We start from the raw sequence: 22,263 nt of genomic DNA on the forward strand, positions 1-22,263 counted from the left end.
TATTAAAAATATTCAAGACGATTCTGGCCAAGGGCCGCACTTCACATACATAATCGAATTTATATGAAGATGCATCCTGCCGAGATTGCTAAAGAAATTCGCGGCTATTCTTTTTTTAAGTCGTTTAGCGAAGACTTGCTCTTGCAAGTTTCAGCAATGGTTCATACTGAAACCTTTCAGCCAGGCGATTATCTTCTCAAAGAAGGACAGCTCAATCAGTCACTCATATTCCTTCGCTCAGGAAAAGTAGAAGTTTCTCTTTCTGGAGAAGTCCTGACAACGCTGGATACTCCGGGCGAAGTCATTGGAGAAATGAGCGTTATCACCTCCAATCCGGCATCAACGACAGTGAAAGCGCTTTCGGTTGTAGATGGTTTTGTGATTCGCGCAGAAGATTTTGCGCATGTTCACCCTAAAGACAAAGATCGTTTCCAAGCTCTCTTGTTCCAAATTTACTGCTTTATTTTGGCGCAACGTTTGATGCGTACAAATGAAAAAGCCCGTCTGTTTGAAATTCTCAATCGCGAGTTGCATCAAGCGCAAAACGCATTGGAAAAGGGAACCGGCGGTCGCGTGCTTTTGGTTGAGCCCGACAAGAAACAACAACTTCCTGTGCGTATGGCGATGGGTGGAACCGGTGTTCACTTAGATATCGCTTCTGACCTGCCGGCGGCACGTGAGTATTTAAAAGGTGCGACTTATGACGTCGTTTTGGCAGAGGAAAACTGTGTCGACGCGATCAAAGAAGCCGTCACAGGAAATAACAAAACCCACGGAGTTTTGTTAACAGCAAAAGATGTTCAAGGAAACTTGGGCGTTCTTAAAAACAATCGCTATATTGAAAATATTATTTCTCGCGATTCTGAAGATCGTAATGCCACAGTTCGCTATGTTCTGACGGCATTAGGGAAGATCCTTAACAAAGATTATTTTGGATTGGAAAAATATCTGAGTTGGGGTGTTGAAATTCAAAAGAAAGTGGTTACCAAATCCAGTGAGCGCGAGCACTTGCGTGAGGAAATGTGCAACTACTTTAAAAAGATGGGCATTCGTTCTTCCGTTCTGGACCGTGTAAACACTGTCAGCGAAGAAATGTTAATGAACGCGATCTACGATGCACCGGTGGATAGTCAGGGTAAATCTCTGTTTAATCATATTTCACGCAAAGAAGAAGTCGAGCTGGCAACTCATCAACAATCTTTGCTGTCTTATGCAACGGATGGGGTTTTGTTGGCAGTTGCCGTTAAAGATCCATTTGGCGCTCTTTCAAAAGAAACCATTATTGAATATCTCTTAAGCTGTTATACAGGGATGGCGGGAAGTATGAATAATGAAAAAGGTGGCGCGGGTCGCGGCTTGCATCAGATTATTGAAAACGCGGATTTGACGATCTTTAACGTCAAACGCGGTATTCGCACGGAAGTGATTTGCCTTTTCAATATTGATGGTCAAAAGCGTGAAGCGCAACCATCGTTCCACTATTTCTTCCGATAAAATAGAAGTACCAGAACTCCAACAGTGATTTGTCCCAAAAGGACGGAAGGCACTGTTGGTAAGATGGTGCTTGTTAGTGAAACCAAAAATCCAGACAAAGTTCCCACGACAGAAATAAGAATTAACATTCCCAGATAGTGCTGCAGATTTTTGCTACGAGTGGCTGCAAAGCTTGTTCCGATAAAAAGGCTTCCCAGAGTAAATAAATATCCCATGCTTTGAACAGCCAGTGCTGTGAGCAGCAAAGTGGCCAGATCAAACAACCTCTCTGATCCAGATTTATGGATCAGGCTCTGATTCACAATTTGGAAAGAACTCAGCGTCAGCTTCTTCCACGCTTTTAAGAACCAAACAACCGCCACAATGGCAGCGCCCAGACATGCTTTCGCACCTAAATCGCTCATTACAGCCAAATCACCGAAGTAGGCCGATGCCATATGGGATTCAAGAGATGGAACTAGGGACGTCACGAGGTAAGTTAGAGACAAAAACAAAACAAAGAGTGTCAGATAGGCGTGGTTTCGGTTGGCTTTCTTATCAAAGAAAATCTCAGTAAGGAGAAGAATCACCCATCCTAAAGAAAATCCCAAAATCAAAGAATAAATATGATGATCGCTATCCAATAGAACATTGAGTGCTAAGCCCAAGACGATGCCTAACGAAGTGCCTTGCCCTAACACAAAAATCTGCGTGCTTTTTTCACGCGCTGTCCACTGCGAACCAATGAGCGCCAATGCCAAGGACATCGCAATACTTGAAGGAAGAGTCCACTTATAGATGGAAAGAAGTTCTAAAAGTGAGCTCATTTAATCTCCAAAAAGCGAACTTGCTGCCATGATCTGACAAAAACTCGGTGTGAGACAATAACCAAAGAACTTTGTGGATGCGCCTGCAGATAGTCTTGGAGGCTATTTTCTAAAAGTAGAGAGGCCTCTTTATCAACATGATTAAAGGGCTCGTCTAAAACCAAAAGCTCTGGTTCTTTTAAAAGTGCAGAAGCCAAAAGAACTTTTTGTCTTTCTCCGCCACTGGCTGTGTTCCACTTTTTAGAAAGATCTAAATTTGCAAGTAGTGGCATGTGGGTCGCCTCTACATCCAACATATCCTGTAGTGTGCACGGAATATGAAAGTTCAAATTTCCCAATTGTGGCAAGTATTGAATTTTTGATTGCGGTGTATGAACGCGAAGATGACCTTGATAAAAACGATGCAGACCCAGAATAGTTTTAAGCAGAGTGCTTTTTCCCGCACCATTTTCGCCAGTAAAGTAAAGAACTTGTCCTGGGTAAAGCTCAAAGCTGATAGCCGGGGAGAGGGGCGTGCCCTCTCTGCTAAAAGCTTGAAGATTTAAAGCATCGATCAATGTCTTCATGGAATAGAGTTTACAAGCAATGTTTGCAGTTTCTCAATAGAGTTCGTGGATTCTTTATTAGTGACATAGCTGGGAACTACGACAACTGGAACTCCAGAAAGCTCCTTAAAACGTTCCAAAGTTTTATGTGGAGCGGAGGGGCTGGCGAAAAGAACTGCGACTTTTTGTTCCTTCGCGAGCTTTGCAACTTCCGCAATACGAGCTGCCGAAGGAGGCATGCCCGGTTTTTCCTCTAACGACCCAGCGGAGCTCAGACCGTAAGCGGCGAAGAAGTAGGTGTATTCTTTGTGATACTCCATAACTTTTTTAGCTTTCACTTGCCCTTGTAACTTTGTTTGCAAGGCCTGCATCTTTGCTTTAAATGAATCATAATTTTTCTGCAGCTCAGATTTTTTATCTGGCATTGCAGTTGTTAAGACACGTAAAACTTCGTCGGCACCTTCAGTGAGTTTCAGCGGCGAGAGATAAAAGTGTGGATTTCCGTGAATGTGAACGTCACCCATCGAGCGATTGATCACGCCGGTTGGAATATCAACGGCTTTAACAGTTTTACCAAGGATACAGGATCCTGTACCGCCATCTTGAACTTTGGCATTTCCAGATTTTTCTAAAACTTTCGGAAGCCAGCCGATCTCTAAATCAAGGCCCACGCTGCAGACGATGTCTGCACGATTTACTTTAAGAATAAAATCGGGACGAGCCTCTGCATAGTGCGGATCTTCACTGCCTTGAAGAAGACTTTGCACTTCGACATTTCCCTGGCCGACTTCGCGCACGACTTCGGCAAGATCAGGCAGAGTCGTTACTACTTTTATTTTCGCTTGAAGGCTCAGAGGTAAAAGTACAATCAAGAACAAAAGGTATTTCATCTGATTCTCCTAGAAACTGTGAGCCGGGTGCGCACCTAAGATTCCCACCAACTGAACTTCAATCATTTGATTAATTTCATCAGACTGGCCTTGGTAAGTTTGCACATTGTAAGAGTACGCTAAGCGGAAATACGTGAACTCGCTATTTTTATAAGTCAAAGTAGGAACAAAGACATAATTGAAGTTGTCTTGTGCTTCGCCATTTTCATCATTGCGTGCAAGTTCAGAGAAAAGATCCACGCGCAAACCTGCAAAGAGTCGGTCATTTAATGCCATCTGAGGATACACGTAAGCTCCGATATCCTCAGAGCGAGCAGTTTCCTCTGAATTCATATTGCGATACCAGATTTCAGATTGAACCAACAGATCTAAAGTTTTTGCCGTCATTTTTTTGAAAGTAAAATCCAAACCATAAAGCTGCGTTTTAATTCCCGCAGCATCGGTACGACCCAAGTAGTTCATGCCCCACTGAAGTGCACCGGCTTCGCCGAAATCAACAAAGTTCACAGGATGAATATAGTGTGTAGGAATTTGTGGTTTTGCAGGAGGATCTTCGGTGTGACCCCAAGTGTAGCCATTGGTTACGCCCAAGGTGATATCCCAGTAAGAATCCGTTGGCAGAAGAACAGAGTACTCAGCACCGGAATCGGTAATGCCCTCATCAGAGAAGAATTCTTCTTGCACACGGGGAGCGGAAACAAACGGCCAATCATGCTGATGGAATTGATTCAGACGTCCTACACCTAAAAAGAATTTTCCCACTTTGAAGCGAGAAGACGGAATAAGTTTTGAAGAACTCACGAAAGCCTCATGAACTTCCGCTTTGAATTCGCCGTCTTCATTGTGTGCGGCAAAAGTTAGTTTTGCATCAAAGGTTGGATCTAGAGGTGCAAAGAACGTGAACTCCGCACTGCGAATATCAAGTTTGTTTTCTTCAGAATTATCGAAGTTAAAAGGGCCTACGATATCAATCGCTGCGGCTGTTTGTACATTTTGGAGAAGTTGCGCATGAGCTTGCGTTGAAAGAAGTAGCGCCAAAGTAGTAAAAAACCATTTCATAGGATCAGTCCTCTTTTCATTGAATCTGAATGAGGACGTAACACCGACAAAAACTAAACGCAAGTTATTTGCATTTAGGCATTGCGCCAAAAAAAAGGCGCTTATGTAGCGCCTTCCTCTTTCATCTTCTTCTTTTCCAGGAACATAAGCAGGAGCAACAGCCCCACGCCGCCTACAATTGCCATATCGGCGATATTGAAGGCTGGCCAGCTCCAGCGATTGTAAAGATGGAAGTCCAAGAAATCGATCACATAACGGAAACGCAAGCGATCAATATAGTTACCAATAGCTCCACCAAAGATGCTGGACAGTGCGATGATTTGTCTGGTGTCAGAGTCTTTTACTCCACGCAAGATTCCCAAGATAATCACCAAAGCAATCGGCGGCATCGAAAGGAAAAACAATTCGCGGAACGACGGATGGCTTTCGGCCAAAAATCCAAACGCGGCGCCAAAGTTGCGAACATAGGTAAAGTTGAAGAAGTTCGGGATCACAATCACAGACTCACCTAGGTGAAAGTGCGTGTGAACATAGGCCTTCGTCAGTTGATCCAGAGCCACAAGAACGCCCGAGATCGCAAGTAACCACAAATACTTTTTCTTCATTTCATTGCCTCAATAACAGCTAATCTGCCTAATATAGCCGAACTTCGTTACGAATTTAAGGGAGAACTTTAGCGGAGAAGGCCTTTTGATCGGGAATATCCAATTTTGATGAGCATTCGAAGAGCTTCAAGGTCTGAGCTTAAGTTAAACTCGTCTTTGACTTCCTGAATCATAGCGCGTGTGCTGCAATCCAGAACATTCATCATATCCTGTGACTGCGTCGTCGCCATCAACGTCTTCTCTGTATAAGAAACTTGCGTTGTTGTCGCAGGCTGCACCATTGGAGGGGCTGCTGGACGAGCGACTTGAGCTTCCGCCACCATTTGCACAGCCTGAGCCGGAGTCGGCGTTGGAGTTGTGACGATGTGTTGCGGAACAGCTTGTGTTTGGTGATAGAGAGGTTGTTGCGGTGGTGGAGGAGGTGGCGCGTGCTGCTGCGGAGCTTGCGGTTGCAAATGCATTTGCTGCATCTGTTGCATTTGTGGAGCGTGAGATTGTGCTCCTGCAGGACGGTCCAATTCTCCCATCATTCCAGCCAGACTGCGCAATTCATTTTTGAAGTTTTGAATGCTCGGTCTTTCTAGAGCATGATCACCATCTCGTGTGGCTTTCAAATACAGACTTACTAAGATATCTGGAGTCGTCGCGATTTCTTTAAGTGAAGAGTTTTGTCCCATGAGCCACTGGTACGCCTTCAAGAGCGTCTCTTTCGTGTAAGCCTGTGGTGGCAAGGGATTCATGGTCATGAGTGCTGGGGCTCCGCTATCCGTTAGGGTCGAGGAACCGAAAGTACAGAGTTCACTTCAGTGAGTCAACGAAGAGAGAGCACAAATTTTAAACAAAGTGCTGCTTAAAAAATCAGCATAACTATATAGGGAACGAAAACGGGATTACAAAACTAGAGGCGATGCAGAATGAGAAAAATTCGTGAAGAGTTTTTCTTGATTTTTCAGTTTTTGGATTTTGGCAGAGCAAAAAAAAGGAAGCTAGTTAGCTCCCTTTTAAATAACTTTTTGTTGATAAAACTAAACGTAGTCTTTCGCAACGATCCCATATTTTTCGATCTTACGAAGAAGAGTCTTTTTAGGGATGTTCGCGTGAAGTGCTGTTTGGTTGATGCGACCTTTGAAAGTCTTCAATGCTTTGATGATAAATTCTTTTTCGAACGCTTCTTTTTGTGCGTTGAAATCAAGGCTTTCGCTGCCTGTGTAAGGCATGATTTCTTCGCCATCAAGATCGTTTGAATCATCAAGGTCCGCATCTTCATCGCTGTTGGTAAGCGCGGAATGAGCTTGAGCGGCAACGACGATTCCAGCGCCTGCAACTTGCGTCGCTTTGTCTTCAATCGTTGGAAGGTCAATCAAGTTCGTACCTGTCGCCATCAACAAAGACTCCGGTAAAGAAGCGATGGTGATGATATTTGTCATCTCAAGAACAAAAGCGTGTTCAATCACGTTTTCAAGTTCACGGATGTTACCTGGCCAAGAGTGCTTTTTAAGAACGGCCATCGCATCAGCAGAAATACCATTGATGCGTTTGCCGTGAGCTTGGTTGAATTTCTTAATAAAGATATTCACCATGTGCTCCATATCGTCTTTGCGTTCAGCCAAAGCCGGCAAGAAGATAGGTACAACGTTCAAGCGATAGAACAAGTCTTCGCGGAAGGCGCCAGATTTGATCATATCTTCAAGCGGTCGGTTGGTCGCAGCGATGATTCTTACGTTAGTTGGGAACTCGCGGTTAGAACCAACTGGAGTAAAAAGCTTTTCTTGAAGCACGCGCAAGATTTTAACTTGCATCAGCTGAGGCATGTCGCCCACTTCGTCTAGGAAGAGAGTTCCGCCTTCAGCAAACTGGAATTTACCGATCTTACGTTGATCAGCACCTGTGAACGATCCTTTTTCGTGACCGAAAAGTTCAGACTCAAACAAGTTTTCTGGGATTGCAGAACAGTTGATCGCCACGAACTTTTCGTCTTTGCGAGCAGAGTTGTAGTGGATGGCTTTAGCAACAAGTTCTTTACCCGTACCTGAAGCACCACGGATCAACACGGGAGTGTCAACTTTGGCAAGGCGGTGAATGATGTTAAACACCTTTTGCATTTGCGAAGTGTGACCGATGATTTTACGACCTGCCTCGTGCATCACAGGAGCAGAAGCGGCGATATTTGAAATCAAGTTGTGGGCGTTAACAGCTTTATCGATAAGAGCGAGAAGTTCTTCAGTGCTAACTGGTTTTGGTAAATAGTTATAAGCACCGTCTTTAACCGCTTGAACAGCATCATTGAGGGTGGCATGAGCTGTCATGACGATAACGATAATACCTGGATCGAATTCTTTGATTTGGCGAAGGGCTTCAAGACCATTCATGCGAGGCATGTCGACGTCAAGAATCACAAGGTCGAATTTCTTATCGCCTGCTTTGATCTTTTCCATGGCGTTGACGCCATCGAATGCTTCTTCAATGTCAAAACGTTGAGCTGTCGATAAGGCTGATTTTACCGATAAACGTAAGCCCTGATCGTCATCAACTACCAAAACCTTAAGCATTTAGACCCCCTTGCTCAATTGGCAGTTCTACCGTAAATGTGGATCCATTTCCAATGGAAGATTCTACAAAGATGTCCCCTTTGTGGAGCTCCGTGAAATATTTAGCTAGGTAGAGGCCTAAACCCGAACCTTTTATAGGGGAACTCTTGGCATTTTTGCTTCGGAAGAACTTCATGAAAATATTGTTAAGTTCGTCAGGCGGAATACCTGGCCCCTGATCGGCCACTTGAATCACGACTTTACTGTCGCGCTCTTCGCTGGAAACCAAGATTTTTGTGTCCTCTGGAGAGTACTTAATCGCGTTCTCCACAAGGTTTGAAAGCACTTGTTTCATAAGCTCTGGATCCACAGAAATTGGAAACAGGGGTTCAAGTTCAGAGACAATTTGAATGCGTTTTAATTTTGCCAAGAACTCATGCTTACGAATGACTTCTTTAAGGAGCGAGTTCACGTCTTTGCTTTGTAGGTGCAATTGTACGCCTTGAGATTCAATACGGCCATAATTCAAGATGGCATTGATGAATTTCAAAAGGTCATCAGAAGAGTGCTTAATCGTGTCAACAGCCTCACGTTGTTGCGAGCTTAAGTGATTGCTGTCAGACAGAATCACATCACTCATTCCTTGAATACGCGCAATAGGCGTTTTCAAATCATGCGACATCATGGAAATGAAATTCGATTTCAACTCTTCAACCTGAGAGAGGAGCTTATTCTTTTGATAGTATTCCCAGCTACGACGATTCTCGACAATCAAGCGGTATGGGATGAAGAAGTAGTAGCAGAGGAAGATTGCGAGGAGTGGGTGAGCAATCGAAATCCAGATTCCAAAGAACGAAAAGGCAATATAGGCGATGAGAAGTAATCCGCCAAAAGTTGCCACAAGGATTACAAGGCCTTGCGCAGGTTTTGAAGTCAAAACGATATGAACAGTCAGTAAAGCCACGAGTGAAACGAGGACCCAGTTAATAAATGGGGGAGCCTTTAGAGGACCTGAATTGCGAATGAGTGTTTCAATGACATTCGCGTGGAATTCCGTTCGTGTCATTGCCGATGGTTTACGGCTAAACGGAGTCGATACATACTCTGATTCTTCTAGCTCGAGATCCGTGCCGATAAGGACCACTTTGTTTGTGAACTTGCCGGAAGGAATTGATTTTGACTGGAGATCTTCGAAATTAGAAGCCGGAAACGCGCCAGTTCGAGAGTAATCCACATAAGATTGATCTGTATCATAGAACTCGAAATGTCCTCTGACTTTTTTGGGATTCAAAATTTCAGGGTTAAAGAATGACGCCACCTGAACCTGAAGCATAGGTGCATTCTGATAGGTCAGCATCATTCGACGAGAGACGCGATCTTTTGCAAGATTCAACGTATCGGCAGTTTTTGGACTTGGGACAGTTTTTACTTTCTCTAGAGGATCTCTTAAGAAAAGTTGAGACTCTTCGCCCTTCATAGGTGTATTCGGAGTGCTCGCAAATACATTCGTGTGGGAAACAATGTTCTCTTCCCACATATTTTTAGATTCAATGTCTCCCGGAGTGGAATTTAGATCAAAATCATAAACGACCGCTGCGGGCTTTTGTTCAAGGATTTTAGCCAAGACTTCATTTTGAGTCTTTGCGTCTGGCATTCCTTTATACTTTAGGATTGCAGGTGGGCGAATGAACACAAGCTCGACATGTTCGGGCTGTGGTGAACTCAGGCGAAACCGAATCCTTAAATCATAGAGATAAGACTCGGCGTAATCCAAATTGATCTGAAAAATGACAAAAGACATCGCCAATGCGAATGCGATCCGCAAAAAGGATGCTTTGTCGAATCTCTTTTTAGGAGATTCGTGTGAGTCTTTTGTCGATGGAGGAAGCATAGATGTCGTGAACTAATCAGTTGGAATACAAGCCATATCTAAATGAATAGGCTTCTTTTCGCTTGGTACTTGCTTCGGCTTTACCTTTTTAATGTGCTTTGGAGACATACTTTCCTCTTCTAGCAGGTTTCCCTGCATTGTTTGTAATACATAATAGCTGTGCGAATCAAGCTTCGAGTTCGTTCGCAAAAAATTGGATCTTTCTTATATTTCTCACCGGTGGTCTGTTTGTGGATATACATGCAGCCGCCGCCACAGACGAAACGGGCCCAGCATTTGTGGCAATCATTTTTTTCCACAAGAGTTTGCTGATAAGGCTCTAATTTCTTAGAGCTTATGTAAGAGCCTTCTCCAACCTGTTCAGACGCCTGACCGACGTCCCAAGGGCAAGTGAAGATATTGTTCTTAGCATCCACTACAAAGTGGGATTTGCCCGCACGACAGAAATTTTCGTTACGTTGTTGATGATCGAGAGTTGCAAAAACGGTATCGAAGAAGCCGATTTTGCGAAGCTCAGCTTCACCACCGAACTCATAAGCATCCTGAGCGATCTTTTGCATTTCTTCGATAAAGAGAAGGTTCAAAGATGTGTCCGGAGTATTCACGTCGTATGTGAACTCATAAGTGTCAAAGTTGAAGCCTTGATAGAATTTGTAAGCTTCATAGGGCTTCATATTGTCTTTAGTGAAAACGCCATGAAATGAGATGCGTTTGATGTTGGCTCGATTCGCAGCCAAGCGTTTTGCGCCTTCAACCACCAAATGCGTGCTGCCAATTCCGTTTTTCTGGATACGAGCGATATCGTTCATCTCAGCAGGGCCGTCCAAGCTGATCGCTACATTGCAACCGATTTGATTCAGAAGTGCGATGTTTGCTTCAGTCAAAAGCGTTCCATTGGTAACGATTGAAAAGATTGAAATGATATTGCGAGCCTTTGCTTCCGCAGTTACATACTCGGCAAGCACGCGAATACCTTCTGGGTACAGAAGTGGTTCACCGCCTAAGAAAGTAATGCGGAAAGTATCGCCGGCTTGCATGCGATCTAAAAAGAAGCGCATTTGCGGAAGTGTTTTTTCAACAGAGATTTTAGTCTGAGGAGCGCCGTATGTCCCGTCACCACCAGCTGCACAGTAGGTACAAGCTAGGTTGCAGATCTGAGTGACGTTAAGGGTGATGCTCTGAATATTTGGGTTCCGATTTGTTATGACATCTGCATTTTCGCTTGCATCCCAGTCCTGAAGGTCTGATAGAGCATCTTGCGGGCTGGCAAAAGAAGACCAGAGCTCGTCAGAAATTTCTGCGACCTCTAGATTCCGGGCATGAAAAGCCACGGCAGGTTGAGTGCCGACTTTGAATGCCATAATGTCCCCAAATCTTCTTTGTTCCATTCGATCAGTGATTAAAGCAAAAATCGTTCCAAAACAGGACTTCCAGACTGTTTAAAAACTCCAATAAATACGTATACTTGAGGTGTGGTCTGGTGGTGGCTTTTTGTCCTTAATTTCGGGGGATGGGGTCATTATGAAACTTCTATAGTGTTGTCAGTTAGCTTGGCGGGGATTTGGGTGAAACAATATTTGTTTATTTTGACTGTTTTTGTTGTTTCTTTCGCCTATGCGTTCTCGGTAAAAAAGATTCAGTTTGAATATCTCGATGCGTTGTTTTTGGATTTAAAAACAGTCGGATTATCCAAGCAGATTAACGAAAGTGATTCTGTATTTCTTAATCTGTCAGACTTGAAAGAGGCTGGTCAGGGAACTCTTAACCCGAAGATTATTCCCGAGCTGATCAAAGCATTTCGCCTAACCAAAGACGCCAAGATTATATTTGCAATCCCGGAACGGGAGTTTGAACCGAAAGAAAATGCAGTCGAACTTTTGAAGCCCTATGCTGACGGCTCGAATACTTTATTTTATTCTCGTTGGCGTGACGACAACTACTCTTCATTCGGCGATAAACGTTTGGAATTTAAAACGTCCATCGACAACGTAAACTTCGCCCACGACATGAGAAGTCGGAGACTTTTTATCAGCGCGGATAAAAGTGTTTACGATCCAACTCTTGTGAAAACGACCTCATTTCTCGAATTGAATCTGCCGGAGTTGAAAAATATTAATTCATTCGAGTTTCTAGGAACCAAACAAGCGTTCCTGCGATTTTATAAACTGCTTCCACAGCAAGTTGTTAGTGGTAGAGCCTTTCTCGGTGATCCGAATATCTTAAATGGGAAAAAAGTTTTTGTTGGAACTGAAGATACATTTTCCGTTTACTTTAGCCGCTCTGTGATGGACCGATTTTTTGGCACAGAAAAGGCGGACAGTTTTTCGATTTCGGATGCTGAACTCATGCTTCATATATATGAAAACCTGAAAAATCGAAGCTACATCGGAGTTCCTTCGGACAACGTTACGATATCTTTGATCGCTGTTGCAGTTGGAATTGCTCTTTATGCCCTAGTGGCTTTAAATCCGGTGCAGTTCATCTTTGTCTCATTCGCCGTTATTTTTGTAACGGCATTGTTGAATATATTCTTATATGTTTGGCTAAATCTAAATTTGGAGTTCACTAGAATTTTGGTCGGAATATTTTTGGTGCAATACTTTGGTTTGCCGTACCTCTTGATACGAACTCTGAAACGGGCCTCAGTCGAGCGAATTTCACAGGAGAAAAGCTTAGCCCAAGAGCGTGCAAAGAGAAGATTTTTGGTTCAAGCGGCCGTTGCGGATTCTAGTTTAAGGACTGTAGCGCAGGTTTCCCATGATATTCGCAGCCCGTTGATGGCGCTTCAGATTGCTCATCGAGTGATTAAGGATGGAATTTCACAAGAAGCTGGTGACCTTATTCAAGGGTCCATTGATCGATTAAAGTACATAGCTGAAGACACTTTGATGAAGTTTAGAAACGAAACTACGCAGAGGGAGGCTGATGTTGTTCTGCGTGAAGCTTTATTAGATCTAGCCGAAACATTTAAAGTTCTATATCCCGAGGTCGAATTTCGTTTCGACGTTTCGCCTGATATTCGCTTGCTGTGGCCCGAACATTCTTTGGCCAGAGCATTTACGAACCTCTTCAATAACTCAATCGAGGCATTTGGTTCGAATAGAAGTGGTTTGATGGTCACGGTTTTGGTCGAACCGAAAGAGGATCAATACGTCATTCGAGTTCAAGATAACGGACCGGGTATTCCAGAAAATATAATCCCAAAATTGTTTCAATCGGGTGCGACGTTTGGGAAAGAAACCGGGACGGGACTTGGTTTGTATCAAGTTCGGAAAGATCTTGAAGACTTTGGAGGACGCATACGTGCTTTGACGTCTAGCCAAGGTGCCCTCTTTGAAATTACGCTACCTCGTTATTTAGAGAAAATTGGCGTTCCGGTAACTAAAAGCATTGTCGCCGTTGCTGAAGTAGATCTTCCGTTGCAAGGTCCGCCAGATGTTGAGTTGGTTCGTTTACCTACTCTACAGGCGGCAAGAGAGTATTTCGGAAAGTTTGAAGATCTTTCGAATTTCACACTGATGCTTGACTTGGTCTTTCCAAATGAAGAAGAAACCGCATTTGATCTCATTGAATTTCTTGGACCTAAGAAACCGTTTAAAATATTTATTTGCACATCGCTTGGGGAGAACGAGGAGATTCGTAAGCTTAGCGATAAATACGATGTCTTACTTGTAACAAGATCTCTGCTCAGTCGTTTCGTTTTGAAGGTCTCTTAAAAGAAAAAGGCCCTGATTTTCATCAGAGCCTTTTCGGGTTTTTATTTTTTTAATTTAGTTATTGAAGCGTGAACTCAGGCATTTGGCCGTTGGCTTTTGGAGCTTCTGAAACCAAGCGGAGATCGAATGAGCGGTCGTTCAAGACGTTTTGGATGTACATCAAAGAACGGTATAATTCTTCCTCAGCAAAACCGCCGTAACGGAAGTTAATGGCGTCAGCGTCTTTCGCTGTGAATGTCATTGTGTATGCGATCAACTGTTCAGGGTTGCCTGAAGGAAGAAGTGACAACAAGAAACCGATGCCACGCTCTTGCCACAAAGCCATATTTCTCAAACGTTTGAAAGCTTCGTAACGAGTCGTTGATGGAGACGTTTTATTCAATACAAGAGTCAAATCACGAGACAACTCTTGAAGATTTGATTCATAACGGCTCAGCCATGGGCGGCGTTTGATCATATCGATGATTGAACGAGCGTAACCAGGCAAAACAGAAGATGGTCCGGTTTTTTCCATATAAGTTGCGACACGATTGTAAACTTCTTTTTGGCTCATGTTGCGAATGGATGCCATCGCTTCAGGGCGGAAGAACATTTCACTGCGGAAGTAACCGTTGATTTTCGAATTCTTACGCAAGTTCCAGTCTTTCCAATCGATCTTTGCGAACTGATCAGCTGGGATCAAGTTACGAACAAACGATTTCATTTTTTTGTAATCGTCAGCTGTCACGTTCTTCATTTTGATTTCTTTAGTCACAACAAGTGCTACGAAATCGCCAGCTTTCCAGTTGTCATCAGCTGTGAAAAGCAAGTTTGAACCGTTGCGGATCTCATCACCGAACATTCCAAAGAGCATTTTTGTCTTTTTCGTGTTCACGTAAGTATCAAGAAGGAATTTCTTTTCTTCTCGGTTTCTATTTTCATAAGAAACGCGGTTTTGTGCGTAAGCAGACTCTGCTTCGAAACGAAGAAGGTTAATACCGAATTTGAATTTGCTACTAACAACAACAGCAGAGTTTGAACCTTTAAAAACGCGGTCGATGCGACGCTCTTGTTGTGGCAACTCACGGTCAAGGTAAGAGATTTCCTCGACATCACGAAGATCTGTCATCAGATCTTTTTCCATTTTTGAGCGGTTCTCAAATGGATTGATTAAAGCAACTTCTTTAAAGCGGCTCTTTTTACCCATGAAATCATCATAGGCTTGAGCAGCTACTGGATTGTCGAGATCAAACACGTAATCCAACATGAAAAGATCAGACTTGCTCGAGCCCGCTTCAACAGAGATGGGTTTCGTATTGATAATGCGTTTGATTTTTTTATCGATATAGCTAAAGCCAATAATCTCAAGCCCATCACCGATTTCAACTTTTCCTTCAACGCCCGCACCTTTGCCACGAACTGAAATCAACTTCACGCGAAGTTTGTTATCAGCCATTTTGAAAAGGTGGATATAGAAGTTACCAGAGATGTAAACGTGTGTAGATCCGCTCAACTCAACATACTTTGCAAGCAAGTTGCTCGCGCCAATTGAAAGAGATACCGACAAATCACCTTCAAGAGCAACGAAGTCACCCACATTCATGTTGTTGATAGCTTTATGCGCTGTCAGAGGAATATTTTTGAAAGTGTAAGGAGCTGCCAACAAAGAGTCTTTTTGAGACTTAAATTGGCGAGCAAAGATTACTTCATTTTCTTTGTGGATTCCAAAACCAATTGGAGAATCGTTATCGTCTAATAAGTCACCGGGAGTGACATCGATGTTCAGGATATAGCGATCAAGACGAGTGTAGTAACCATCAACATAAGATGGTTCAGATTCAATTTTATATTTCAAAGCGGAAGAAAGTCCGTCGAAAATTTCAGCATCAACAAGATCAATCGATCCGCCGATTCTTTGTTTTGCGACTTGTTTCTTAATGGCTTGTGGGATCTTTGCAGGTTCTAAAAAATCCCAGCCTGCTTGTGCAGGAACGGACACGGCAAACGCACTTAGAATTAAACTAAGTGATACGAAGCTCTTCTTGAGCATATGGGGCTCCCTCAGTGGCAAATGCCAAAAAATTTTGGTGATTCTCCTCGCTGAGCAATCACTCTAAAAAATATTTCTGTTAAAATTCAGTAATCGAAAAAATCTCGAAACTCAAAACTCGGCGAGTCAAAATATTGGAAATACTCAGTTGATGCTGCGAGTTGAATTTTAAGCCGCGGACTCTAGTGTTTGGACTCGGATTTTTCAATGAGATCTTGCGACGCGGTAAATCCGGTGGTCTCATGGGTATCTATGAAGGTGAAATTTATCTGGCAAGGACAAGAAACTGAGGTTGAAGCGGAAGAAGGTCACACTTTTTTGGATATCGCTTTGATCGCAAAAATCTCACCGCCGTACTCGTGTACTGAAGGACATTGCGGAACATGCGAGGCCATTTTGGATAATGGTGAAAGAGTGCGGACCTGTCAGACTCTACCAAGGTCCGACTTCCATATCATCGACTACGATAAAGCCCAGCGAAACTAATATGTATTTGATTCGTGTTTATAATCAGGTCATCCTGATTTGAGTATGTCAATGAAAGTGAAATTCTGGGGAGTCAGAGGCTCATTGCCTTCATCCCTGTCGCCAGCCGAGTGGGCCTCTCACACAGAAGGAGTTTTAAGAAACTTCTTTGCCTCTGGCTATCGTGATCTTTCACAAATTTCAAAATATATTCAAAGTGTTGAAACACCAATGCTTGGCGGTTACGGAGTTGCTACAACTTGCGTAGAAGTGCAAGCGGGCCGTTCGCAAATCATCATTGATGGTGGCAGCGGTATTCGTAATCTCAGTGAACAGATTATGAGTGGAACAACGGGGAGATCCAAAGGTCCATTTCATATTTTTATGACCCACTTTCACTGGGATCATGTGATTGGTTTACCTTTCTTTGTGCCGAATTTTATTCCTGGTTGTGAAGTGCACTACTACGCCGTTCAGTCGGAACTTCCTGATTTGATTCGTGGTCTGTTTAGAAAACCTTACTTCCCAGTTCCGTTTGAGGCATTGAAAGCACAGATTCACTTTCATGTTTTGGCTGAACGTCAACCGGTGAAAGTCGATGGCTTTGTTGTCACTCCTTACAAGCTGGATCATCCAGATCCTTGTTGGGGTTATAAGGTTGAAGGTGGTGGCAAGGCCTATGCACACTGCGTGGATACCGAGGGAACTCGAGTCACTCGCGAAGATCTCGGTCCTGATTTGCCACTCTATCAAGGCATTGATTTGATGTACTTTGATGCGCAATACACGCTTCCAGAATTAGCTGAAAAAGCAAACTGGGGTCATAGTGCTGCGCAGGTGGGTTTGGATATCGCACTTCGTGAAGGAATTAAGAAAGTTCTTTTCGCCCATCACGATCCGGGCGCGCGCATTGAACATGTCTTGGAATTAAAACGTCAAACTCGTGAGTACTACGAGTCTCGTCTTCGTTTTGCCAATGAAAAAGGTGAAAAACTTCCAGCCGTAGCGTGGGACTTTGCCCACGAGGGTTTGGAAGTCAGTCTTTAATCTTCTTTTTTGAAAATCAAATCTACTCTTGGAAGATCTGCTTCGCTTTGAATTGCGTTCATCGCACGAAGGTCGTCTTCATCGAATTCTTTTTTCTCAGTTCCCTCTGGCCATGCAAAATCATCAGCCGGATAGCGAGTTCCGATTTTTTTCATAAAGCTTGTCCAAACAGGAACGGCTCCGTTTGAACCCGTGAGCTTGTGAGGTTTGTTATTGTCATATCCTACCCATACGACTGTTGTTAGGTAAGGAGTGAAACCTGCAAACCACGCGTCTCTGTTGTCACTTGTTGTTCCTGTTTTTCCCGCCGCCGGATGAAGGAAGCCATTGAGTGTGATCGAACGGGCACTCCCAGACAAGATTGTCTGTTTCATCATCGATACAAGTTCGGCTACTGCTGCTGGATCAACGGTGGTGCTTGGATCATTTACGTGATTAAAAAGAATCTCGCCTGTGGATCCTACGACTTGTCTTAAGAATGAGATGTTGGTTTTTGAGCCCATGTTTGCAAGTGTCATGTAACTTTGCAAAACTTCACGTGGATACATTTCAAAAGCGCCCAAAGTCATTGCCGGGAAACTTTTAAGTTTTGAAGTGACCCCCATAAGTTCAGTGACTTCAATCACGTTATCCAAACCAACTTTCAGACCCAGTGATGCTGTTGCTGCATTCAAGGAGTTTTTCAGGGCATAAAACATCGGAACTGTGCCGAAATACTTTTTGCCGTAGTTATCTGGCGACCAAGCCTGGCCTTCGTATTTGTAAGTGAACTTGTCGTCACTTAAAAGTGTCACAGGTGTATAGCGTTCGCCTTCTTCAGTTTTTGAGAGCAGAGCTGTAAGGAACACAAACGGCTTCATTACTGAACCAATTTGTCTGTGCCCATCGATAGCGCGATTAAATTGAGTCATGCGGAAATTACGGCCGCCCACAACCGCAGTCACAAGGCCTGTGCGGTTGTCGCCCACAAGAACGCTGCCTTCAAGAGAATTACCTTGGGCTTTAAGAGAAGAAATATATTTATTATTTTTCTCAAGCGAATCGAGGTGATTGCGCAGAGATTCTTGTGCGGCCTCTTGCGCAGAAAGATCTAGAGCGGTGTAAAGTTTCAAGCCTTCAGGGTTCAGTCCAAGAGTTGTCAGTTGTTTACGAACAGCATCGAGGTAATAAGGAGCCGTTTCTGAAGCTACTGTGCGTGGTGCGCTTGGCAGAGGTTCTTTATCGGCACTGTCAAATTGATCTTGTGTAATGAAACCTTGCTCTTTCATTTTTGTGAGCACAAGGTGACGACGACGTTCTGCATTTTCAGGCTTTTTGAACGGATTAAAGAGACCCGGGCTATTCACGATCGCGGCTAAAAGTGAACACTCGCTGACGTTGAGATCAGTGATTTCTTTTCCAAAATAATAATGTGCAGCTGCGCCATATCCGCGAACTTGAAAGGTTCCATTTTGTCCCATGTAAATAACGTTCAAGTACGTTTCAAGAATCTGATCTTTCGTGAACCGTGACTCGAGCAGAATTGACATAATGAATTCGTTAAATTTTCTTTTAAGTGTGCGTTCGCTTGTCAGGAAGTAGTTCTTCACGAGTTGCTGCGTGATCGTGCTACCACCTTGGGCTTTGCGGCCTGTTGCGATATTTTTAATAATCGCGCGACCGATGGATTTGATACTGACTCCGCCGTGCTCAAGAAAAGCGGCGTCTTCGATGGACATGATCGCGTTGGAGCATTGCACGGGCATTTCGCCCAAACTCACTGTGCGCTGGATGAGTGGCTCGTTGCCGATATATTGTGCAAGTAGGGGAGCTTCGCCTGTAACTTCCGGAACAATTTCAAAAGGTGCTCCCTTAAAGACTCTCGTGATCATGCCATCTTCTTGAAGCATGACAACTTGCAAAGATCTATCGGCATTTTCAGGGGCGACAGTCGATGCGACCCAGCCGATGCAGGCATTTTCTGTTCCTTCCAAAGGAACTTGCATGCGAGAACTACATTCGGTTTGATTGCCTACGAAATAGTCTCCAGCCAAGAGGCGTTGGTCATAGTGACGGCGACGGAAGTTTTGTTTTGCCAGCAAATCTTCAATTTTTGCGACTGAAAAAATCTGTTTTGCTGTGTACGTCGGCGGAGCCGCATAAAACTCCGTCGGAATGAGGAAGCGTTTTGATTCCAGCTTTTCGCTCATCTCTTGCTCGAGAGTCATGAAGGAGTAGATCCCAAAGCCCACACCAGTGATGATTACAAGCGTCAGGAATATTGTAAAACCTAATAAAATAGTCTTTAATCGTGGTCGCATTATAGAGATCATAGAGAGAGAATAGTATGAAACTCTTTCGTAAGCAAATTTGTGTCGAAAGGATCGGCCGTGGCTAAGAAAAAAGTTGCAGCGAAGAAGAGCACAAACAAGAAAAACCCCGTTAAAAAAGTGAAATCAGCAAAACCTGCGAAGAAAGTCGCAAAGAAAGCTGCAAAAAAAGTAGCAAAAGCCCCTGTTAAAAAAGCGGCTCCGAAAAAAGCGACTAAAGTTGCAAAATCAGCTCCGGCAAAAAAGTCTAGCAAAGCATCTGTGAAGAAAGCTCCTGTTGCGAAAAAAGTAACAGCGACGAAGAAGCCCGCTGCGAAAGCAACTCCTTCAGCCCTTTTTTCCCCTGCTTTGACAAAGCCAACAGCTCCAGCAAGAAAATTGGATCTGACAAACTTCGTAACTCCATTGGATGATCGTTTGATCGTTCAGGTTTCGGGTTCTGAGCGCATGACAGCTGGTGGACTTTATATTCCTGACACGGTTGCAGATACTTCTGGCAACTTGGAAGGAATGGTCGTGGCAGTTGGACGCGGTCATGTGAGTAAAAAAGGCCATCTTCATCCGATGGACGTTCAAGTCGGCGATAAAGTTGTTTTTCCTGAATTCGCTGGATCGAAAATTAAAATTCAAAATGAAGACCTCATCATCCTCCGCGAAGGCGAAGTGATGGGCGTGGTTGCAAAGTAAAGGAATGCAAATGTTGAAAAAGAATTTTGTAAAAGCATTGGGGCTTTCTTTGCTCCTCGCATCTCAAGCGCAAGCTTTGACTCTTGATTGGAGCGGTGGATACCGTGCGGAATGGACTGAAGTGGACCGTCCTTCTTTGGACACACCATCACAACGTAAATCTTACGGTTTGAATTACTTGTATCTCAGCCCAAAAATTATCGCGGCTGATGGTATCAATATCACTTCACGTTTTGATATCTTGAACAGCCAGCAATATCCGGGTTCGCAACTTGGTACGATCTGGGGTTTTGATGGCAGCACAGGTGCCACTGATTCTTCTGCGACAAATAACAACATGGGTGCGGCGCAAGTTTCGATCAGCCAGTTGTATTTAACGATCAATCAAGAGTACGGTGCTTTGATTGTAGGCCGTGCACCGCTTGATTTCGGTGTGGGCATGGCTTACAGCTCGGGCCAAGGAGCTTTTGATCACTGGTATGACACTCGTGATTTGATTGCGTACAAAATCGTATTCGGTGACTGGTTCTTGATGCCGATCTTGACTCGTTCAGCTTCGACTTATGAATTCGGTCAAGGTGGATCGATTACGGCGATGGGTGGACTTCTTCAATACGAAAACAAAGAAAATCAATCTTTGATCGGCGTACTGATGGAAAGCAAAAAAGGCTCAATGGGAGCTTTGGGATACACTCCAAGTCAGATCGCGGCTTACGGTGGTGATGCGGTCAGTTCTGGCCTGAGTATTCAAAGCACGCACTTTGTTTTGGGTCGTGGCTTTGACGGATTTGCCTTCAAATTGGAAGCTGGCTTCCTTGCTGGGGAAACTGGAATCACAAGAGCGGGTGATGATGTTGGCGTGAACGGTTACGGTATTGCGGCTGAAATTGCTTTCCCTCGTCCCGAATCTAAATGGGATTTCACTGCGAAATTCGGTATGGCAACGGGTGATGATCCGGGCACGACTGACTTCGACGCTTATGCGTTTGATCAAAATTATGACGTGGCGATGTTGATGTTCAATCATCGTATGGGTCAAAAAGATTTTATGAACACGAACGTTTATAGACCGAACACAACTCCAGGTGGCGCTGCTGCTGGAACAATGGAAGGCGCAGATAACTCTGCAGATGATGAATATCTAAGCAACGCGATTTACGTTGCACCTTCAGCGTTGTATCGTTGGAACGATCGTTTTGATGTTCGCAACACACTTGTGTGGGCTCAATTGATGCAAACACAAAAAAACTCTGTTGATTCTTCAAAAGATCTAGGCCTAGAATGGGATATCGAATTGATTTACCGACCGTCTGACAGAATTCAGTGGGTGAATCAGGTTGGACTTCTGTTCCCAGGTGAAGCTTGGAAAAACGGAAACGACGATTTCGGTAACGGATTTAATTTTGGATTTGCATCTAAAGCCGCCATCAGCTTTTGATTACAACACGATTGCACTTTGTACGACAGCTTGATGACTACTTGATACGACATGTTTGGTGGTGAGCAGGGCCCCGAGGGAAGAAATTCCCTCGGGGATTTTTGTTTTAAGGGGTAGGGGTTTTACCTTTGCGCTCTTCGGACAGTCTTCGCGACTTTTTTTGTGCTGGCACCGGTTTCTTTTTTTCAGTTTTTGTCTTTCTGGCTGCACCCGTTTTCGGAAAGGTGCCTGGTGACTTTTTTGTCAGGTGACCGGTGGATTTCCAGAATTTGGGCGGGATTCGGACGTTCATTTGCTTGTGGAGTTTATATGGTTGTTGGTGTTCTTTTTGGATAGGGATCTCTCGGAGGTTTCTTTATGAAAGAACTTAAATTGAATCGTGCTATTAAATGTCTTTATGTGGTGGCGCTAGTGCAGGTTTTGACTACGGCTTATTCTGCCTTTATTTCTGTGCGTGCATTGAGAGAGATTGAGAACATGGGGCCTGTGCCTGGGTTTGATTCCTCAAAATATACTCTTTGGAGTGCTTTAGGGACTGGGTCGATTTGGGCTTTAATTGTTATTGTCGGGGCTTACTATGTTACTCAGGATTTGAAGAAGGGTAAGTGGTGGGCTTGGGTTGGCGCATTGTCGATTTCGTTGCTGACGGCACCTTCTTGGTCTTTTCCGGCTTCTGTGATTGGGATTATTTCGTTGTTGGATGAGGAAGTTCGTGGCGAGTTTCTTGCTCAGCTTGATGTAAAAATCTAAAACT

The 22,263-nt window shown here is 43.9% G+C and carries 18 protein-coding genes; 7 read left to right on the forward strand and 11 right to left on the reverse strand.

The window, feature by feature from the left end; all coding sequences use genetic code 11:
• Positions 1-63: 63 nt before the first annotated feature.
• A complete protein-coding gene (locus tag ACLWOR_RS09765; protein WP_413940514.1) occupies positions 64-1,494 on the forward strand; it encodes a cyclic nucleotide-binding domain-containing protein in 1,431 nt (476 codons plus the stop codon).
• On the opposite strand, the gene ACLWOR_RS09770 is transcribed toward ACLWOR_RS09765, so the two are convergent.
• The 9 genes from ACLWOR_RS09770 to ACLWOR_RS09810 form a co-directional block, all read right to left on the reverse strand.
• Positions 1,479-2,300, reverse strand: coding sequence for a metal ABC transporter permease (locus ACLWOR_RS09770; protein WP_413940515.1), 822 nt, complete (start codon positions 2,298-2,300; stop codon positions 1,479-1,481). The genes ACLWOR_RS09765 and ACLWOR_RS09770 overlap by 16 nt on opposite strands.
• Positions 2,297-2,866, reverse strand: a complete 570-nt coding sequence (locus ACLWOR_RS09775; protein WP_413940516.1) for an ATP-binding cassette domain-containing protein — start codon at positions 2,864-2,866, stop codon at positions 2,297-2,299. Before ACLWOR_RS09775 ends, ACLWOR_RS09770 begins: the two co-directional genes overlap by 4 nt.
• On the reverse strand, positions 2,863-3,735 hold the full coding sequence (locus tag ACLWOR_RS09780; protein ID WP_413940517.1) for a metal ABC transporter substrate-binding protein: 873 nt from the start codon (positions 3,733-3,735) through the stop codon (positions 2,863-2,865). Before ACLWOR_RS09780 ends, ACLWOR_RS09775 begins: the two co-directional genes overlap by 4 nt.
• Positions 3,736-3,744: 9 nt before the next feature.
• Complete coding sequence (locus tag ACLWOR_RS09785; protein WP_413940518.1) at positions 3,745-4,794, reverse strand: hypothetical protein; 1,050 nt, start codon at positions 4,792-4,794, stop codon at positions 3,745-3,747.
• 101 nt (positions 4,795-4,895) lie between these two features.
• The gene (gene lspA / locus ACLWOR_RS09790; RefSeq protein WP_413940519.1) at positions 4,896-5,399 is read right to left on the reverse strand and encodes a signal peptidase II; all 504 of its coding nucleotides are present in this window, start codon (positions 5,397-5,399) and stop codon (positions 4,896-4,898) included.
• A 68-nt stretch (positions 5,400-5,467) separates the two neighbouring features.
• Positions 5,468-6,145 carry a hypothetical protein gene (locus tag ACLWOR_RS09795; RefSeq protein WP_413940520.1) on the reverse strand — a complete coding sequence of 226 codons (678 nt, stop codon included), beginning with the start codon at positions 6,143-6,145 and terminating at the stop codon, positions 5,468-5,470.
• Positions 6,146-6,424: 279 nt separating this feature from the next.
• Positions 6,425-7,948, reverse strand: a complete 1,524-nt coding sequence (locus tag ACLWOR_RS09800) for a sigma-54-dependent transcriptional regulator (protein ID WP_413940521.1) — start codon at positions 7,946-7,948, stop codon at positions 6,425-6,427.
• Positions 7,941-9,728, reverse strand: coding sequence for an ATP-binding protein (locus ACLWOR_RS09805; protein WP_413940763.1), 1,788 nt, complete (start codon positions 9,726-9,728; stop codon positions 7,941-7,943). The genes ACLWOR_RS09800 and ACLWOR_RS09805 overlap by 8 nt, the downstream gene beginning before the upstream one ends.
• Before the next feature lie 209 nt (positions 9,729-9,937).
• Complete coding sequence (locus tag ACLWOR_RS09810) at positions 9,938-11,179, reverse strand: radical SAM protein (RefSeq protein WP_413940522.1); 1,242 nt, start codon at positions 11,177-11,179, stop codon at positions 9,938-9,940.
• 204 nt (positions 11,180-11,383) lie between these two features.
• Between ACLWOR_RS09810 and ACLWOR_RS09815 the strand changes: the two genes are divergently transcribed.
• Positions 11,384-13,534, forward strand: coding sequence for a sensor histidine kinase (locus ACLWOR_RS09815; protein ID WP_413940523.1), 2,151 nt, complete (start codon positions 11,384-11,386; stop codon positions 13,532-13,534).
• A 58-nt stretch (positions 13,535-13,592) separates the two neighbouring features.
• On the opposite strand, the gene ACLWOR_RS09820 is transcribed toward ACLWOR_RS09815, so the two are convergent.
• A complete protein-coding gene (locus ACLWOR_RS09820) occupies positions 13,593-15,563 on the reverse strand; it encodes a hypothetical protein (RefSeq protein WP_413940524.1) in 1,971 nt (656 codons plus the stop codon).
• A 252-nt stretch (positions 15,564-15,815) separates the two neighbouring features.
• Here ACLWOR_RS09820 and ACLWOR_RS09825 point away from each other — a divergent pair, with 252 nt between their 5' ends.
• Together ACLWOR_RS09825 and ACLWOR_RS09830 are read left to right on the forward strand one after the other, a co-directional pair.
• The gene (locus ACLWOR_RS09825; RefSeq protein ID WP_413940525.1) at positions 15,816-16,049 is read left to right on the forward strand and encodes a 2Fe-2S iron-sulfur cluster binding domain-containing protein; all 234 of its coding nucleotides are present in this window, start codon (positions 15,816-15,818) and stop codon (positions 16,047-16,049) included.
• Positions 16,050-16,100: 51 nt separating this feature from the next.
• Positions 16,101-17,075: an MBL fold metallo-hydrolase gene (locus tag ACLWOR_RS09830; protein ID WP_413940526.1), complete on the forward strand. Its 975-nt coding sequence runs from the start codon at positions 16,101-16,103 to the stop codon at positions 17,073-17,075.
• Here the strand turns inward: ACLWOR_RS09830 and ACLWOR_RS09835 are convergent.
• A complete protein-coding gene (locus ACLWOR_RS09835; protein WP_413940527.1) occupies positions 17,072-19,375 on the reverse strand; it encodes a transglycosylase domain-containing protein in 2,304 nt (767 codons plus the stop codon). The two genes, ACLWOR_RS09830 and ACLWOR_RS09835, sit on opposite strands and share 4 nt — an antisense overlap.
• Positions 19,376-19,444: 69 nt before the next feature.
• Between ACLWOR_RS09835 and ACLWOR_RS09840 the strand changes: the two genes are divergently transcribed.
• The 3 genes from ACLWOR_RS09840 to ACLWOR_RS09850 all read left to right on the forward strand — a co-directional run bounded on the left by ACLWOR_RS09840 (position 19,445) and on the right by ACLWOR_RS09850 (position 22,259).
• Positions 19,445-20,071 carry a GroES family chaperonin gene (locus ACLWOR_RS09840; RefSeq protein ID WP_413940528.1) on the forward strand — a complete coding sequence of 209 codons (627 nt, stop codon included), beginning with the start codon at positions 19,445-19,447 and terminating at the stop codon, positions 20,069-20,071.
• 10 nt (positions 20,072-20,081) lie between these two features.
• Entirely contained in the window at positions 20,082-21,509 is a 1,428-nt protein-coding gene (locus ACLWOR_RS09845) for a hypothetical protein (RefSeq protein ID WP_413940529.1), read from the forward strand.
• Positions 21,510-21,866: 357 nt separating this feature from the next.
• Positions 21,867-22,259 (forward strand): hypothetical protein, encoded by a 393-nt coding sequence (locus tag ACLWOR_RS09850; RefSeq protein WP_413940530.1) that lies wholly within the window; start codon positions 21,867-21,869, stop codon positions 22,257-22,259.
• Positions 22,260-22,263 lie beyond the last annotated feature (4 nt).

The sequence above is a fragment of the Bdellovibrio sp. HCB2-146 genome (assembly GCF_047345725.1).
In the GTDB taxonomy this organism is placed as follows: domain Bacteria; phylum Bdellovibrionota; class Bdellovibrionia; order Bdellovibrionales; family Bdellovibrionaceae; genus Bdellovibrio.